The organism is Chryseobacterium oncorhynchi (genome assembly GCF_002899895.1).
GTDB lineage: Bacteria > Bacteroidota > Bacteroidia > Flavobacteriales > Weeksellaceae > Chryseobacterium > Chryseobacterium oncorhynchi.
The window spans coordinates 592,796-608,792 of sequence record NZ_PPEI02000001.1 but is presented as its reverse complement, the minus strand read 5'-3'; the positions used below and the strand labels follow the sequence as shown (position 1 = coordinate 608,792).

At 35.7% G+C, this 15,997-nt stretch carries 13 protein-coding genes; 12 read left to right on the top strand and 1 reads right to left on the bottom strand.

Annotation, left to right across the window (positions count from 1 at the left end):
- The first annotated feature begins 13 nt into the window (after positions 1-13).
- The 12 genes from bglX to C1638_RS02835 all read left to right on the top strand — a co-directional run bounded on the left by bglX (position 14) and on the right by C1638_RS02835 (position 15,367).
- On the top strand, positions 14-2,341 hold the full coding sequence (bglX, locus tag C1638_RS02890) for a beta-glucosidase BglX (protein WP_109618009.1): 2,328 nt from the start codon (positions 14-16) through the stop codon (positions 2,339-2,341).
- Positions 2,342-2,437: 96 nt separating this feature from the next.
- A complete protein-coding gene (locus C1638_RS02885) occupies positions 2,438-2,833 on the top strand; it encodes a hypothetical protein (RefSeq protein ID WP_109618007.1) in 396 nt (131 codons plus the stop codon).
- A 225-nt stretch (positions 2,834-3,058) separates the two neighbouring features.
- On the top strand, positions 3,059-3,472 hold the full coding sequence (locus C1638_RS02880) for a hypothetical protein (RefSeq protein ID WP_109618005.1): 414 nt from the start codon (positions 3,059-3,061) through the stop codon (positions 3,470-3,472).
- 211 nt (positions 3,473-3,683) lie between these two features.
- Entirely contained in the window at positions 3,684-5,105 is a 1,422-nt protein-coding gene (locus tag C1638_RS02875; RefSeq protein WP_228428002.1) for an amidohydrolase family protein, read from the top strand.
- Positions 5,106-5,383: 278 nt separating this feature from the next.
- Positions 5,384-6,811 carry an adenylosuccinate lyase gene (purB, locus tag C1638_RS02870; protein ID WP_076351210.1) on the top strand — a complete coding sequence of 476 codons (1,428 nt, stop codon included), beginning with the start codon at positions 5,384-5,386 and terminating at the stop codon, positions 6,809-6,811.
- Positions 6,812-6,861: 50 nt separating this feature from the next.
- The gene (locus tag C1638_RS02865; RefSeq protein ID WP_109618003.1) at positions 6,862-7,827 is read left to right on the top strand and encodes a WG repeat-containing protein; all 966 of its coding nucleotides are present in this window, start codon (positions 6,862-6,864) and stop codon (positions 7,825-7,827) included.
- Between the two features lie 14 nt (positions 7,828-7,841).
- Entirely contained in the window at positions 7,842-9,272 is a 1,431-nt protein-coding gene (locus tag C1638_RS02860) for a serine hydrolase (RefSeq protein WP_109618002.1), read from the top strand.
- 176 nt (positions 9,273-9,448) lie between these two features.
- Positions 9,449-13,144 (top strand): phosphoribosylformylglycinamidine synthase, encoded by a 3,696-nt coding sequence (locus C1638_RS02855; protein WP_109617999.1) that lies wholly within the window; start codon positions 9,449-9,451, stop codon positions 13,142-13,144.
- Positions 13,125-13,538 carry a barstar family protein gene (locus tag C1638_RS02850; RefSeq protein ID WP_109617997.1) on the top strand — a complete coding sequence of 138 codons (414 nt, stop codon included), beginning with the start codon at positions 13,125-13,127 and terminating at the stop codon, positions 13,536-13,538. The genes C1638_RS02855 and C1638_RS02850 overlap by 20 nt, the downstream gene beginning before the upstream one ends.
- Before the next feature lie 180 nt (positions 13,539-13,718).
- Positions 13,719-14,348 (top strand): SGNH/GDSL hydrolase family protein, encoded by a 630-nt coding sequence (locus tag C1638_RS02845; protein WP_109617994.1) that lies wholly within the window; start codon positions 13,719-13,721, stop codon positions 14,346-14,348.
- Positions 14,348-14,680, top strand: a complete 333-nt coding sequence (locus C1638_RS02840) for a gamma-glutamylcyclotransferase family protein (RefSeq protein WP_109617992.1) — start codon at positions 14,348-14,350, stop codon at positions 14,678-14,680. The genes C1638_RS02845 and C1638_RS02840 overlap by 1 nt, the downstream gene beginning before the upstream one ends.
- Positions 14,681-14,908: 228 nt before the next feature.
- Entirely contained in the window at positions 14,909-15,367 is a 459-nt protein-coding gene (locus tag C1638_RS02835) for a GyrI-like domain-containing protein (protein ID WP_109617991.1), read from the top strand.
- Between the two features lie 93 nt (positions 15,368-15,460).
- On the opposite strand, the gene C1638_RS02830 is transcribed toward C1638_RS02835, so the two are convergent.
- On the bottom strand, positions 15,461-15,919 hold the full coding sequence (locus tag C1638_RS02830) for a hypothetical protein (protein ID WP_109617989.1): 459 nt from the start codon (positions 15,917-15,919) through the stop codon (positions 15,461-15,463).
- Between the last annotated feature and the right edge of the window lie 78 nt (positions 15,920-15,997).

Sequence of the window (15,997 nt, the reverse complement as noted above, 5' to 3'; positions counted from 1 at the left end):
AGAAGATAGATTTATGAAAAAGTTAATTATACTTGCAGCCATAGCACTTTCGCCAGTGTTTTCCGCTCAGGAAATGGTAGACAAGCCCGTACAGTCGTATCAGACTGCTCAATATCAGGCAAAAAAGAAAGCCTTTGTAGATAATCTCTTATCTAAAATGACCTTGGATGAAAAAATCGGCCAGCTGAACCTTCCTACTTCCGGAGACTTTACAACCGGAATGGCTCAAAGTTCAGATATTGGAAAAAAGGTAGAGCAAGGATTAGTAGGAGGACTATTTAATATAAAAGGAGCAGATAAAATTAAAGCTGTTCAGAAAGTGGCGATAGAAAAAAGCCGTTTGAAGATTCCTATGATCTTCGGAATGGACGTTATTCATGGGTATGAAACCACGTTCCCAATTCCTTTAGGATTAGCTGCATCATGGGATATGAATCTGGTACAGCAATCAGCAAGAGTTGCGGCGAAAGAAGCTGCATCTGACGGAATCAACTGGACGTTCTCTCCAATGGTTGATATCTCTCGTGAACCACGATGGGGAAGAGTTTCTGAGGGTTCTGGTGAAGATCCGTACCTTGGAAGTGAAATCTCAAAAAACATGGTCTATGGTTACCAAGGAAAAGATCTTGCCAATGGTACAAATATATTAGCCTGCGTAAAGCATTTTGCATTATACGGAGCTGGTGAATCAGGAAGAGATTATAATACAGTGGATATGAGCCATGTGAGAATGTTCAACGAATATTTTCCACCTTATAAAGCGGCAGTTGATGCAGGTGTAGCTTCAGTAATGGCTTCTTTCAATGAAGTTGATGGAGTTCCTGCCACAGGAAACAGATGGCTTCAGACTGAAGTATTGAGAAATCAATGGAAATTTAAAGGGTTTGTAGTGACCGATTATACGGGTATCAATGAAATGGTTGACCACGGAATGGGAGATCTTCAGCAAGTTTCTGCCCTTGCCCTGAAAGCAGGTGTGGATATGGATATGGTAGGTGAAGGGTTTTTAACAACATTAAAAAAATCTTTATCCGAAGGAAAAGTTACACAGGCTGAGATAGACACTGCAGCAAAGAGAGTTCTTGAAGCAAAATATGACTTAGGATTATTTGATAACCCATACAAACACGGTGATGCAAAATTAGCAGCAAAAGAAGTGTACAGTATAGAAAACCGAAATATTGCAAGAAATGTTGCCGCTCAGTCAATGGTTTTATTGAAAAATGAAAATCAGGTATTGCCATTGAAGAAATCAGGAACAGTAGCCGTAATTGGTCCATTGGTTAATAATTCTATAAATATGGCAGGAACCTGGAGTGTGGCTACCAAGCACAACGTTTCTGTTAATTTAATGCAGGGGCTTCAAGCCAACTATGGTAAAGAAGTGAAATTCCTTTCTGCTAAAGGAGCAAACATAGATTATAATGCAAAATTAGAAGAAATCTACGCGGCCCACGGGAAAAAAACAGACAGAGACAGCCGTTCAAAAGAAGAATTATTAAAAGAAGCTGTTGATATCGCTAACAAAGCTGACGTTATTGTTTTGGCTATTGGAGAATCAGCTGAAATGAGTGGAGAGTCTTCATCAAGATCAGAAATCACTATTCCTCAGTCTCAGGTAGATCTTCTAAACGAGTTGAAAAAGACAGGAAAACCAATCGCGATGATTCTTTTCACAGGACGTCCATTAGCTTTAACCAATGTGAAAGATACTCCTGATGCTATTTTAAATGCATGGTTCCCAGGTTCAGAAGCAGGAAATGCTATGGCAGATATTCTTTTCGGAAAAGTAAACCCTTCAGGAAAGCTTCCCATGACATTCCCAAGAAGCTTAGGACAAGTTCCTATCTATTATAATGCTAAAAATACAGGCCGTCCACTAGATCAGAAACTGACTGATAAATGTGAGTACCAAAGATTCCGTTCAAACTATATGGATGAATGTAATACGCCATTATATTCATTCGGATACGGATTAAGCTATACCAAATTTAATTATTCAGATATCAGTGTTTCTAATGCCAATCCAAAAGGAGATCAGGCTATTCAGGCATCTGTTACCGTTACCAATTCCGGAAACTATGATGGAGCAGAAGTGGTTCAGTTGTATATCAGAGATATGGTAGGTAGCATTACAAGACCAGTGAAAGAATTAAAAGGTTTCCAGAAAATATTTTTGAAAAAAGGAGAATCCAAGAAAGTAACCTTTGATATCACTCCGGAAAACCTGAAGTTCTACAACGGAGAATTGAAATACGACTGGGAATCAGGAGACTTTGATGTTATGATCGGAACAAGCTCTGATGACGTGAAGCATTCAAAAATAAACTGGACAAAATAAATAGGTAAAAAGTTATTCACAGAAATGTGTTTTATGTTTTCTTTGGCATGATTTTTAATAATACCCAGCGTAGTTATCATAATAATAGAAAACAACATGAAAAAAACAATTTTACTTAGCGCAATGTTCCTTGGTACTTTAGTATTCGCACAAGAAACACATGTAGTAGGTGGCGATAAAGATGCTCACGGATGTATTGGGTCAGCAGGATATACTTACTCTCAGATCAAAAAAGACTGTGTAAGAACTTTTGAAGAAAAAATAAAGTTAAAAGAAGTAGCTTCAAATGGAAATTATATTGCTGCCGTTATTTTCAGTAAAGACAAGAACAAAGCTGAGGTTTTCGTTAAGGATGCAGAGGAAAGAAGTATAATTCTTACCAGAGCAGGAAAAGGGAAAGCAAAAGCTTGGAAAAAAGATGGATATGTACTGGTGCCTTACAAAAAAAGCGGATATCAGCTTAAGAAAGACAATGTTGTGATTTATCAGTAAATCCAGATTTTATAAAATACAATAGAAGACCGTCTGCTAAGACGGTCTCTTTGTTTTTAACAGGTTAAGCAGTATTAATTGGGAGGATACAGTACACTAAAAATTCCCTGAACTAAAAAATATATTTATAAACCTCTCAAAATGAGAGGTTTTTTGTATCTTGGGGTTAACTAATACCTTATTACTGTTGTTATTTTTCAAAACTCAAACTATTAATATTTCAATATGAGAAAAACTATTTTATTGGGCGCAGTGTTCCTTAGTTCTTTAGCCTTTGCCCAGCAAAGATCTCCAATTGTGGGAGGTGACGTAGATGTCCATGGATGCAGAGCTTCAGCAGGTTTTACGTATTCACAAATCAAGAATGTTTGTGTAAAGGTTTTTGAACAGAAAATCAAATTAAAGGAAGTAGACTCGGATAAAAATTCAACTTCAATGACAGCTGTTATTTTTAGTAAGGATATGAAAAGGGCTGAAATTTTTATCCCCGAAGGAAATGCAAAAAGCATTATTCTTGACAAAGAAGGGAAAAGCAAAATGTGGAAAAGTGGAAGCTATATTAAAGAAACGTATGTTTTGGTCCCTTATAAAAAATCAGGTTACCAGATTAAAAAAGATGATGTTGTGATTTATCAGTAAATCATAATTTAAAATATAAAAGCCATTCAGACGAATGGCTTTTTTGTTTTTTAGAAGTGGGTAATCATAAAGAAATCTGAATGGGTCAGGTCTTATTTTTTTAGATTTTTTTAAATATTTAGGAGTATATAACGTTTTTAATATAGAGTTTGTTTATCATTTAAACTATCAAGATTTGAATACGAAGTACAATTTTTAATACAGGCAGACTATGGATAAGGAATGTTTTAAGTATTTATTTATGGCTTTATCAGTGTTTTCTATCATCATGTTGAATGCGCAGAAAAATAATGAACAGGCTGTTATTGCTATAAAGAATGTTAATATTATTACAATGACTTTAGACAAAAAGATCATTAAAAATGCAACATTGGTTATTAAAGACAACAAAATATTTTCCATTAATGAGGCAGTTCCCCAATCAGCAAAAAGTATTGATGGAAAAGGGAAATGGCTTATCCCCGGGCTTATTGATATACACGTTCACGGAGTGGCAGACATTAATTTCGGAACATCGTATCCCACAGAAGGAGACACTTTCTTTGTGGATAATCAGGATATTATGATGCCTTATATAGCGAATGGTGTGACTACTATATTTGATCTCAATTCGAGAGTAGAAAATTTTGCCCAGAGAAATGAAATCATAAAAGGAAAAATTATTGGGCCCCGAATTGCTCTGGCTGCATTGATTAATGGGGGAAATGGCTCAGGCAGAATAGCCAATACTCCTTCCGATGGAAGGCAGACTGTTCGTATAGCCAAAGCGGAAGGATACGAATTCATCAAAGTATATTCAGAACTGAATGTCGAAACGTTTAAAGCGATTGCCGATGAAGCAAAAAAACAAGGAATGAAAGTAGTAGGGCATATTCCGGATGCATTTAAAGGAAAAATTGAAGAAGCATTTGTTCCCGGCTTTAATCTGGTTGCGCACGCAGAAGAATTGGCCAAGCAATCGGAGAATTACAGCGATGAGGATATACAGAAATTTGTAAGGCTTGCAAAAGAAAACGGAACTTGGCTTTCACCTACTTTGATTGTTATTAAACGGATTGAAGAACAAGCCAGATCAATAGATATTATTCCTAAACTTGAGGGATTCCAATATATTCACCCGCTGATGCAGAATAAGTGGATGACTTCAAATCAGTACCACGACAAAGCAAGCCCTGAATTTATTACTTATCTGGATAAAATGATAGGATTCAATAACCGTCTGGTAAAAGCTTTTAAAGAAGCAGGGATTCCTCTTCTTGCAGGCACAGATTCAGGATGCTCCGGCGTTGTTTGGGGATATTCTCTTCATGATGAAATTGAACTTTTGGTAAAAGCAGGACTCACTCCTGAAGAAGCTCTCAATTCTTCTACAAGATTATCTGCAAAGTGGCTCGGGATTGATGATAAAATAGGAACAGTGGAAGTTGGAAAATTTGCTGATCTTATTTTATTGGATGCAAATCCTTTAGAAAACATACAGAATACAAGAAAAATTTCCGATGTTTTCTTTAATGGTCAATGGGTTTCCCAAAAGAAAATTGATAAAATGCTATCAGATTTAGCCACACGAAATCATGAAAATAAAAATAAATTTGACTGGAAAAAAAGGAAAGAATTAAGAAATACTTTATAGGCTGAGTCTAGCAGGTGGAAACTGAAAAAGAAGAGGTATTTAAACCCCCAAAAGAACGAAAGTATATTTTTAACAGTAACTTCCAATCTAGATATATATAATCAGGTTAACATAATAATGGTTTAAAGCCAGATAAGCTAGGGTTCATTAAAGAAAACATCTAAATCCGGAAAAATAAAAGATAATCATTTAATTTTAATCTATCCAAAAGCAGCATTCTAATTTTCATCTCTCACTGAAAAACCGTATTTTTGTACATCTAAAAAGTAAAAGAAAGAATGAATTCCTACAAAAATCCATTGGAAGAGCGCTATTCCAGTGAAGAAATGTTGTTTAATTTCTCACATAATAACAAATTCCGTACCTGGAGAAAGCTTTGGATCGCTTTAGCAGAGATCGAAAAAGACTTAGGTCTTGAAATTACAGACGAGCAAATCGCTGAATTAAAGGCTAATGCTGAAAATATCGATTTTGATAAAGCAGCAGAATACGAAAAGAAATTCCGTCATGATGTAATGGCTCACGTTCATACTTATGGAGATGTGGCACCATCAGCAAAGGGAATTATTCACTTGGGAGCTACTTCAGCTTTTGTAGGAGACAATACAGATTTAATTCAAATTCGTGACGGACTTTTAATTCTAAAGAAAAAGTTAGTTAACGTAATGAAGAACTTGGCAGATTTTGCCATTCAATATAAAGATCTTCCAACTTTAGGATTCACTCACTTTCAGCCAGCTCAGTTAACAACAGTTGGGAAGAGAGCTACGCTTTGGTTACAGAGTTTGGTTCTTGACATCGAAGAGCTTGATTTCTTCCTTGAAACTCTTCGTTTCAGAGGGGTAAAAGGAACTACAGGAACGGCTGCAAGTTTCCTTGAGCTTTTCAACGGTGATTATTCTAAAGTAAAACACTTAGATAAAGAACTTTCAAAAAGATTCGGCTTCGAAAAAGTTTTCGGAGTTTCCGGACAAACCTACGACAGAAAAATTGATGCTAAGGTTGTTGCCTTATTAGGAAACATCGCTCAGTCTGCTCACAAATTCACGAACGATTTACGTTTACTTCAAAACCTTAAGGAAATTGAAGAACCATTCGAGAAAAACCAGATCGGTTCATCGGCAATGGCATACAAGCGTAATCCAATGAGAAGTGAAAGAATTGGAGCATTGGCAAAATATGTAATGTCTTTAACGACAAGTTCTGCAATGGTAGCTTCTACACAGTGGTTTGAAAGAACACTGGATGACTCTGCAAACAAGAGATTAACCATTCCACAGGCGTTTCTGGCAGTGGATGCTATCTTATTGATCTGGAACAATATTATGAACGGAATCGTAGTATATCCAAACAGAATCAACAAGCACATTGAAGAAGAACTTCCTTTCATGGCAACAGAATATATTATCATGGAAGAAGTGAAAGCTGGGGGTGACCGTCAGGAAATTCACGAAGTAATCAGAGTTCATTCTATGGAAGCTTCCAAGAAAGTAAAGGAAGAAGGAAAAGAAAACGACCTTATCGAAAGAATCTTAAACGATGATTCTTTAAAACTAGATAAATCAAAATTAAAAGAAGTTTTAGATCCGAAAAACTTTATCGGTTTCGCACCGATTCAGACGGAAGAGTTCATCAAAAATGAAGTACAGCCGATTCTGGACCAGAATAAAGACTTAATAGGATTGGAAGCTGATCTTAAAGTATAAAAATGATATGCAGTCTTTTGGGCTGCATATTTTTTTTCACCTCAATTGTTATGAAATATCTGCTAATTGCCATTTTATTCATTCCAATGATTTCTTTTTCTCAGGAAAAGGAGGGTTTAGTATATTTCAAATCAAAAGATTCTTTGGTTGGAGTAAAAAACCAGTCTGGCGAAATTATTATTCCGGCACAATTTAAAATTTATTCAGACCTTAAAGACGGAGATCCTGTACAAGGAGAAACTATTCTTTTTAATGGATATAAAGAGGGTGAAAAATGGACTAAAAATACCTGGGGATATGTTTATGACAAAAAGGGAAATTTTCTTTATACCCCATTTGCATATGACAATGGACCGGATTATTTTTCTGAAAGCTTTAGACGATTTGTAAAAAATGGAAAGATAGGTTTTGCAGACAGAAACGGGAAAATCGTTATTGAACCCAACCATGATTTTGCTTCCCCTTTCAACTATGGGTATTCTTTGTTTTGTGATGGATGTGATTGGGAGAAAACAGATGATGAGCATCCAAGAATGACGGGAGGAATTTGGGGCGTGATGAATTCTAAGGGGCAAACAATTCAGCCTCTTACAAAACATTCGGAGAAAGATGTGGAAATTGATGGGAAGTACTACCCATATCCATTTCAATACAACCAAAAAGAAAAGGATATTCTGCAGTTCTTTGAAAAACAAAATAAAAAACTTTCAGGGCTTCATTATGTAAATGTATATAATAAGTTGTCTGAAAGTGAAAAAAAACTTCTTTTTGAAATTGTTGAAAGACCGAAAGAGAACTTTCCCTATTATCAGATTAACATATATGATTATAGAAAAGTAAATTTGGAATTGTTCGGTGGATTACAATTTTTTATGTCTGAAGATGAGAAAAGGGTTTATGCCTCAGGCTATAATGACGAAAGAATTCCTTTTGAAAAATGGCTGAAAGATGAAATAGAACAAGTAAAGCAATATCAAAAAGAACATCCGGATAATCCAAATAAATTTGTCAACTAATAACAACCCATACCATGAAAAATATTTTATTTTTTGTATTTGCCTTAGCGTTTGTAAAACATAGCGCACAAAGCGATCAGAATGTTTATGCTGCTATGGATGCTAATGCTAAAAATCTTGCCCAAAAATCAGGAGCCTATTCTGTATCTATGGGTATTTTAAAAGATGGTAAAGTTTATACCAGACATTTTGGAGAACTTGATAAAGGAAAAGGAAATAAGGCAGACGATACTACTTATTTTGCCATAGCTTCCGTTACTAAGCTTTTTACAGGTCAGTTATTGGCTCAGGCAGTGTTGGAGGGGAAAATAAGTCTTGATGATGATGTACGTAAATATCTTAAAGGATCTTACCCTAACTTAGAATATAATGGTGTTCCCATAAAAATAAAAAACTTAATCTCTTACGAAACAGCACTTCCAAGAAATCTTCCTAACGATGATGAATTAAGGAAAAAAATGACGGATGATACCCCTTTTCTTTATGAGAAGCTTAACGAGGGATATACAAAAGATGATTTTAAAAAAGATCTGGCTACTGTCAAATTAAGCATGGAGCCAGGTAAAGAATATAAGTACAGTAATTTAAGTCTGGAAATGTCAGGTCTGATATTGGAAAATATCTACGGAAAAAGCTATGAAACCCTTTTAAAAGAAAATATATTTTCAAAATTGGGAATGGATCATACCAAGCTGGAACTTGAGAAAAATGAGGTTCAGGCCAATGGATATCATATCAATTATCGTCTGATGCCAGTTTCAAAGAGCAATCTATGGGGTTCAGGAGGCTCAAAGACCAAATCTACAATAGGAGATATGGTGAAATTCTTGAAAGAAGAGCTGGATGTAAAAAATAAAGTAGCACAAGAGTCACAAAGAAATATTAGCAATAGTAAAGAAGCCTGGTATGGATATTTCTGGGACCAAAATTTTATTAATGAAAAAGGAAAAGTAGGATTTAAGCATGGTGGGTCTTATGGAACAAACACATGGTTTGCTATATATCCTGAGCTGAATATAGGTGTTTGTATGATTGTTAACATCAATGGACCTGAAACCTTTAATGCACTTTATAATACTTCGGCGGACCTAGTTGGAGATCTTATTTCCACCTCAGATAAAAATAAAAAGGAAGTATACGGATATACTGTTAAAGGAAATAACGTTGTTTTTTCTTACACTCATCCAAAGAATCTGGATGCAAGTCTGATCAATACGATGGCTGTAGCAGGAAGCTTCAATGACTGGAACCCTGAAAATAAAGAATATCAAATGACAAAAAAAGATAAAAACCGCTTTGAACTGGCAGTTCCGGTCTCCAGATTTGAAAAAGGGAAGACCTATTCTTTTAAATTTGTATTCAATAAAGAAGGTTGGATGACAACTCCTAAAAGCGCATCCAATACAGACGGGACAGAAAATAATAATTTAATCATGACCCTGTAAAACTATAGGAAAAAGATTGAGGTTAAAGAAAGTAAAAAGATTAAATTTGTAATCAATATTATAGGGTGGATGATAACACCCAAAAGAGCAACCAACGTAGACAGGAATCTGATACGGATGCTCTGAAATCAGAAAGTAAAAAGAAAAATAAATCTAATATTAAAATCTGACATCTAATGTCTAATAACAAAAGAATTTTCGTAGAAAAAAGAGGAATTTTCGATGTTGAAAGTCCAAAAATTTTTGATGAAGTAAAAGCGGTTGTTCCGGCAATTCAAACGGTAAAAGTCTACAATGTGTATGACATCTTCAATTTGAATGATGGAGAATTTGAAAAAGTGGTAAACAACACCTTCGTAGACCCTGTTACTGATATTTTACACACAGAAAACCCTGCAAAAATTATCCATTTCAGTATGGAATTCTTGCCTGGCCAGTATGATCAGAGAGCAGACTCTGCACAACAGTGTATTGCTTTGCTGACAGAAAATGAAAAGTCAAAAGTAAGAAGTGGTAAACTGATCGAATTTGAAGGAGTATCTGAAGCTGATCTTGTTAAAATCAAGGACCTTTTGATCAATAAAGTAGAATCTCAGGAAAAAGACCTTTCCATTTTGGATATCCCTGCAGACGAAACACCTTCAAAAGTTTTGATCCACGAAAATTTCATCAATTTCAACGAGGCTGAGCTTGAAAATTTCTATAACAATCATGGCTTTGCATTAGGTTTAGATGACCTGAAGTTTATTCAGGATTATTTTAAAACTGAGCAGAGAAACCCTACAGAAACTGAACTTAAAGTATTAGATACCTACTGGAGCGATCACTGTCGTCATACGACTTTCGAAACAGAATTGTCAGACATTCAGTTTGAAGGAGACTTCAAGCATACATTGGAAACTATTTTCAATGATTATATAGAAAAAAGAAAATTCTTAGGCCGTGAGCTGAAACCAATCTCTTTAATGGATCTGGCAACAGTATGCGGTAAATACTTCCATAAAACAGGAAATCTGGATAACCTTGTGATTTCTGATGAGATCAATGCATGTACCATTCAGATTGAAGCTGAATATGATGGTAAAAAAGAGCCTTGGTATTTATTATTCAAAAACGAAACCCACAATCACCCGACAGAAATTGAACCTTTCGGAGGAGCATCAACATGTTTGGGAGGAGCTATCAGAGATCCATTATCCGGAAGATCTTTCGTATTCCAGGCAATGAGATTAACGGGTGCTGCAGACGTTTTAGAATCAGTTGATAAAACTTTACCAGGTAAATTACCTCAGAAAACAATTACAAAACAAGCTGCTAACGGATACTCATCTTATGGTAATCAGATCGGATTAGCCACAACAATGGTTTCCGAAATCTATGACGAAGGTTATAAAGCAAAGAGAATGGAAGTAGGTTTCGTTACCGGAGCTGTTCCTATTGATTGGGTAAGACGTGAAAAACCTGAAAATGGAGATTCAATCATCATTTTAGGTGGTGCTACAGGTAGAGATGGTGTGGGAGGAGCAAGCGGAAGTTCAAAAGAACAGGACGAGACTTCTATTCATACCATGAGTTCAGAAGTTCAGAAAGGAAATGCAGTAGAAGAACGTAAGATCCAAAGACTTTTCAGAAACCCTGAAGTAACAAGATTAATCAAAAAATCAAATGACTTTGGTGCCGGTGGTGTTTCTGTAGCAATTGGTGAGATTGCAGACTCTCTGGAAGTAAATCTTGATGTATTACCATTAAAATATGAAGGATTAAACGGAACAGAATTAGCTATTTCCGAATCTCAGGAAAGAATGGCTGTTGTAGTAGATCCAAAAGATAAAGAAAAGTTCATTAAGTTCTGTGAAGCTGAAAACATTGTTGCCGTAGAAGTGGCAAAAGTAACAGATTCAGGAAGAATGCAGATGTTCTGGAAAGGAGACAAAATTGTAGACCTTTCAAGAGAATTCCTGGATACCAACGGATGTTCAAAATCTCAGGAAGTAAAAATCAACCACCTTGGAGAAGTAAAAGCAGAAACGAAAGCGTTCACAGCAGAAAACTTCATCACGATTTTAAAAGATAAAAATGTAGCTTCCCAAAAAGGATTATTGGAAATGTTCGACTCTTCAGTAGGAGGGACAACTGTTGCCATGCCTTTAGGAGGGAAATATCAGCAGACCTTAATGGAGGGAAGTGTGCAGACACTACCAATTTTAGGAGCAAAAGATATTAAAACCGTTTCCTTGGCAAGCTGGGGATTCGATGCTGAGATTTCAAAACAAAACTCACTATTAGGAGCATCTTATGCTGTTGTAGAAAGTGTTGCGAAGATTGTTGCCATGGGTGGTGACTATAAAAATATCAGATTAAGCTTCCAGGAATATTTCGAAAAACTAGGCCAGGCTCCTGAAAAATGGGGTAAACCTTTAGCTTCGCTTTTAGGAGCTTACGATGCACAGATCAATCTTGGTCTTGCCGCTATCGGAGGTAAAGATTCCATGAGTGGAACATATCAGGATCTGAACGTTCCTCCAACTTTGATCTCTTTTGCATGTGCGAACGGAGACAAACAAAATATCATTTCACCTGAATTTAAAGCAGCGGGGAACAAGTTGTATTTCTTCAACCATATCGCTCAGGAAAGTGGTCTTCCGAATTATGTTGCTTTAAAAGAAGTATATGAATTCATCTTTGAAAACATCAAATCAGGAAAGATTGTTTCTGTAAAAACGGTGAAAGAAGGTGGAGTTGCAGTGGCAGCAGCAAAAATGAGCTTTGGAAACAGACTAGGTGCTGAGATCAATGCTGATGAAGCTGTTTTATTAGCTAAAAATATCGGTAGCCTAATCATTGAATCAAAAGAAGAATTAAGCTCAACAGCTCTTCAGTTGATCGGTGAAGTAAAAGACTCAGGAACTTTAAAAATCAACGGTCTTGAATCTAGTATTTTGGATCTTGTAGCTGCTAATACCAACACGTTCGAAAACCTTTTCCCAACAGTAGAAAAAGAAAAAATCACGGTAGAAATTGACGAAAAGTCAAATTCAATCCATCCAAGAAATATCATAATCAAAAAACACGGAATAGCACAGCCAAAAGTTTTTGCTCCTGTATTTCCGGGTACAAACTGTGAGTATGATACACTGAATGCATTCCAGAAAGAAGGAGCTGTTGTAAGCAGCTTACCTTTAATCAATATCAATCACCAATTATTGGATGAAAGTATTGATGCTTGGGTGGAGGAAATCAGAACATCACAGATTTTAGCATTCTCAGGTGGTTTCTCAGCTGGTGATGAGCCGGATGGTTCTGCAAAGTTCATTGTAAACGTTCTGAAAAACGAAAAGATGAGAAATGCCGTTCATGAATTACTAGACAGAGACGGAATGATCGTAGGGATCTGTAACGGGTTCCAGGCTCTTGTTAAATCAGGATTGTTGCCTTACGGAAGAATCAAGGACTTGGATGAAAACTCACCAACGTTAGCACACAATGCTATCAGAAGACACATCTCTCAGATGGTGACGGTACAGGTTGTAAATGACGAAAGCCCTTGGTTAAAAGGAATGAAAGGTCAAACGTTCACTATTCCTATTTCTCACGGTGAAGGACGTTTCATGGCTTCAGAAGAGGAAATCAAGAAGTTATATGAAAACGGACAGATTGCAACTCAATACATTGATCTTGATGGAAACATTGCCCACGGAATGCCATTCAACCCTAATAATTCATTATTCGGAATTGAAGGTATCACAAGCCCATGTGGAAAGATCTACGGAAGAATGGGACACCCGGAGCGCTTTGCAGAGGGTCTTATGAAGAATATACCAACCGCGAATTATCACAACATATTCAAAAACGGTGTTGAATACTTCAAATAACAATAAAAGAAAAATGATCGTCATCAATGGCGGTCATTTTTCGTCTTTAGCAGAATTTTATGAAGAGGTTTCCAATGTCTTAATGAAAGATACAGACTGGAAAGTAGGAACGTTGGATGGCTTTAACGATATCCTTTACGGAGGCTTCGGAGTTATTGAAAACAATGAAGAAATTGAAATCATCTGGAAAGAAGCTCAAAAATCAGGAGAAGATCTAGGGGTTAAGGCTACTAAGGAGTTCTATGATAATAAAATAAGACAGGGAAAACCTTTTAATATAGAACTGATTCAGCGAAAGCTGGACGATCTAATGGCAGGAAAAGGACAGACATTGTTTGAAATTCTAATCGAAATTATTCAGTCTCATCCTAATATTACTCTCACTTTAGATTGATAAGTAGTAAACCGGAAATTTAATGATTCTTTATTGTTCATTTTTAATTAAAATTGATATTAAAAAATGCTCATAGATTGAGTGTATTCAGAAGATTTTATTTTACTTTGAAAAATATTTTTAACGCTTTTTACCTGAACAATTGCGGCAGGTTAAAATAAAAACAAAAGAACGAATTGAATGAAGAAAATTGTATATGGACTGTTCTTTGGAGACAGTATTACGTATGGAGAATATGATGGCGTTTTTGGGGGCTGGGTAGATATTTTGAAGAGATATGCTTTGCAAAAATTCCATGAGGGAAATGGTGATGAACTGATTCTTTATAATTTAGGAATTGGCGGAGAAACCACAGAAGGATTATTGAAGAGAATGCCTACTGAGTTGGGCGCTAGAAATTCTGCAGACGGAAATCTTGTTTTTATAGGCTACGGAGCCAATGATCTTGCTATAAAAGAGGGAATTCAAGTTGTAAAACCTGAAACATTTAAAAATAATATTACAACAGCTGTTCAGCATGCAAAAGAATTCTCAAAAGATATCTATCTGGTAAGCATTCTTCCGGTTTCAAAAAAAATAGATGGAGTAGTGGTAGGTTCAGGGAAATTAAGAACCAACGAGCAAGTTGTTGCCTACAACCAGATTCTTAAGGATATTGCCGTAGATCACTCTTTAATGTACATAGATTTTTATGCAGCAATCTTAGAGGATAAAGAAATTTTGCTTTCCGCAGACGGAGTACATCCTAATGAAAAAGGCTATGGAATGATGGCTGAAATTGCAATTCCAATCATTGAAAAATACTTATAATGCCACATTTATTTTCTTACGGAACACTGCAGAAAGAGCAGGTTCAACTTGAAACCTTTGGACGAATTTTACAAGGAAAGAAAGATGCTTTATCAGGATATAAGCTAAGGATGCTTGAAATCACCGACCCTGAAGTATTACGAAAAAGCGGTCAGAAATATCATCCCGTTCTGGAGTTCTCAGGAAATGATCAGGATGAAGTAGGCGGAGTGCTTTTCGAAGTCACAGAAGCTGAAATTCTTCAGGCAGACGAATATGAAGTAGATGATTACAAAAGAATCGAAGCCATTTTTAAATCCGGAGAAAAAGGATTTATCTATGTAGGTGTATAATCTTTTATAAGATAAAACATAGAATTGTAAACATTACAATATCAATATCAATAGAAACGGGCTTTAGCCCGTTTTATTTTTAAACCACCAATCCATAGGCTTTAGCCAAAATTTAAAATCTGCATGAGCTTTCCGTCCTGCTTATTTGAATGCTATCAGAAATCCTACTGACAAACAGTTGTCACAATTCATTTCTATCTTTGGTAAAGACAAAAGAAAAATTAAAACATGAATAACGTGAAAGTCGAGCCTTTTAAGGTGATAGGAATTGCGGTAAGAACTACCAATGAAAATAATCAGGCAGCAAAGGATATTCCGGTGTTATGGGAACAATTAATGAAAGAAAATATTGTGGAAAATATTCCCAATAAGATCGATAATGCTGTTTATTCTATCTATACAGATTATGAAAAAGACCATACAAAACCTTATACCACAATCCTTGGATGCAAAGTAGCAAGTCTGGATCATATTCCAGAAGGAATGGTTGGTAAATCCTTTGATGGAGGAGACTATGTGAAATTTACACCTAAGGGAAATTTAGCAGAAAATCTGGTTATCAACGAATGGATCAAAATCTGGAACATGGATCTGGGTAGAATATTTACAGCCGACTTTGAAATATATGGAGAAAAAGCAATGAATCCTGCAGACGCAGAAGTAGATATTTTAATTGCAGTACAATAAAGCAAATAGCAATACTTCATTATCCATTTAACCATAAAAAAGCCTCCAGCATTGAAAAATGATCAGGAGGCTTCAGTATTTTTATTACACTGGTTATTTATAAAAAACAGTTTTTATATAGTCATTAGTATGATCACCATTATAATCATAGTTAGCAGGAGTTAAAATGGTAAGTTTGTTGGTAGAAAGATCCAGAACTTCAGCATTATTATTGTTAATGGTAAGTTTCATCTGTGTCGAATCATAAAAATAGGGAAGAGTAGATTCAGTCTTCTGGCAAACAGAACTCACCGTATTATAGTCATTCATATAATATTTCCCATCATTTCGGAATTCATAAGTACCCTTTTTCTTACAATCATCAGGGATATTTTCGTGGATGACCATTGACTTATCAGAACCTGAAATTTGATATTCAGTTTGTACTTTCCAAACCCCAACAATATTAGTGTCATAAATATTGTTGTTATTATTTCCTGTTGGAGTATCATCACCAAGGCTGCATGATGAAAGAGTTCCCAATACTAAAATTCCAGCTACTATCTTTTTCATAAAATGAATTTTTGCGAACTTAATAAAAATTATTAAATGAATGGAGTTTTATATGACTTTTATGAAAATTTGATGGTA

What these genes read in the sequence shown, in the direction of transcription:
- bglX (WP_109618009.1), top strand. Translation starts at nt 14, where the DNA reads ATGAAAAAGTTAATTATACTTGCAGCCATAGCACTTTCGCCAGTGTTT.
- C1638_RS02885 (WP_109618007.1), top strand. Translation starts at nt 2,438, where the DNA reads ATGAAAAAAACAATTTTACTTAGCGCAATGTTCCTTGGTACTTTAGTA.
- C1638_RS02880 (WP_109618005.1), top strand. Translation starts at nt 3,059, where the DNA reads ATGAGAAAAACTATTTTATTGGGCGCAGTGTTCCTTAGTTCTTTAGCC.
- C1638_RS02875 (WP_228428002.1), top strand. Translation starts at nt 3,684, where the DNA reads ATGGATAAGGAATGTTTTAAGTATTTATTTATGGCTTTATCAGTGTTT.
- purB (WP_076351210.1), top strand. Translation starts at nt 5,384, where the DNA reads ATGAATTCCTACAAAAATCCATTGGAAGAGCGCTATTCCAGTGAAGAA.
- C1638_RS02865 (WP_109618003.1), top strand. Translation starts at nt 6,862, where the DNA reads ATGAAATATCTGCTAATTGCCATTTTATTCATTCCAATGATTTCTTTT.
- C1638_RS02860 (WP_109618002.1), top strand. Translation starts at nt 7,842, where the DNA reads ATGAAAAATATTTTATTTTTTGTATTTGCCTTAGCGTTTGTAAAACAT.
- C1638_RS02855 (WP_109617999.1), top strand. Translation starts at nt 9,449, where the DNA reads ATGTCTAATAACAAAAGAATTTTCGTAGAAAAAAGAGGAATTTTCGAT.
- C1638_RS02845 (WP_109617994.1), top strand. Translation starts at nt 13,719, where the DNA reads ATGAAGAAAATTGTATATGGACTGTTCTTTGGAGACAGTATTACGTAT.
- C1638_RS02840 (WP_109617992.1), top strand. Translation starts at nt 14,348, where the DNA reads ATGCCACATTTATTTTCTTACGGAACACTGCAGAAAGAGCAGGTTCAA.
- C1638_RS02835 (WP_109617991.1), top strand. Translation starts at nt 14,909, where the DNA reads ATGAATAACGTGAAAGTCGAGCCTTTTAAGGTGATAGGAATTGCGGTA.
- C1638_RS02830 (WP_109617989.1), bottom strand. Translation starts at nt 15,919, where the DNA reads ATGAAAAAGATAGTAGCTGGAATTTTAGTATTGGGAACTCTTTCATCA.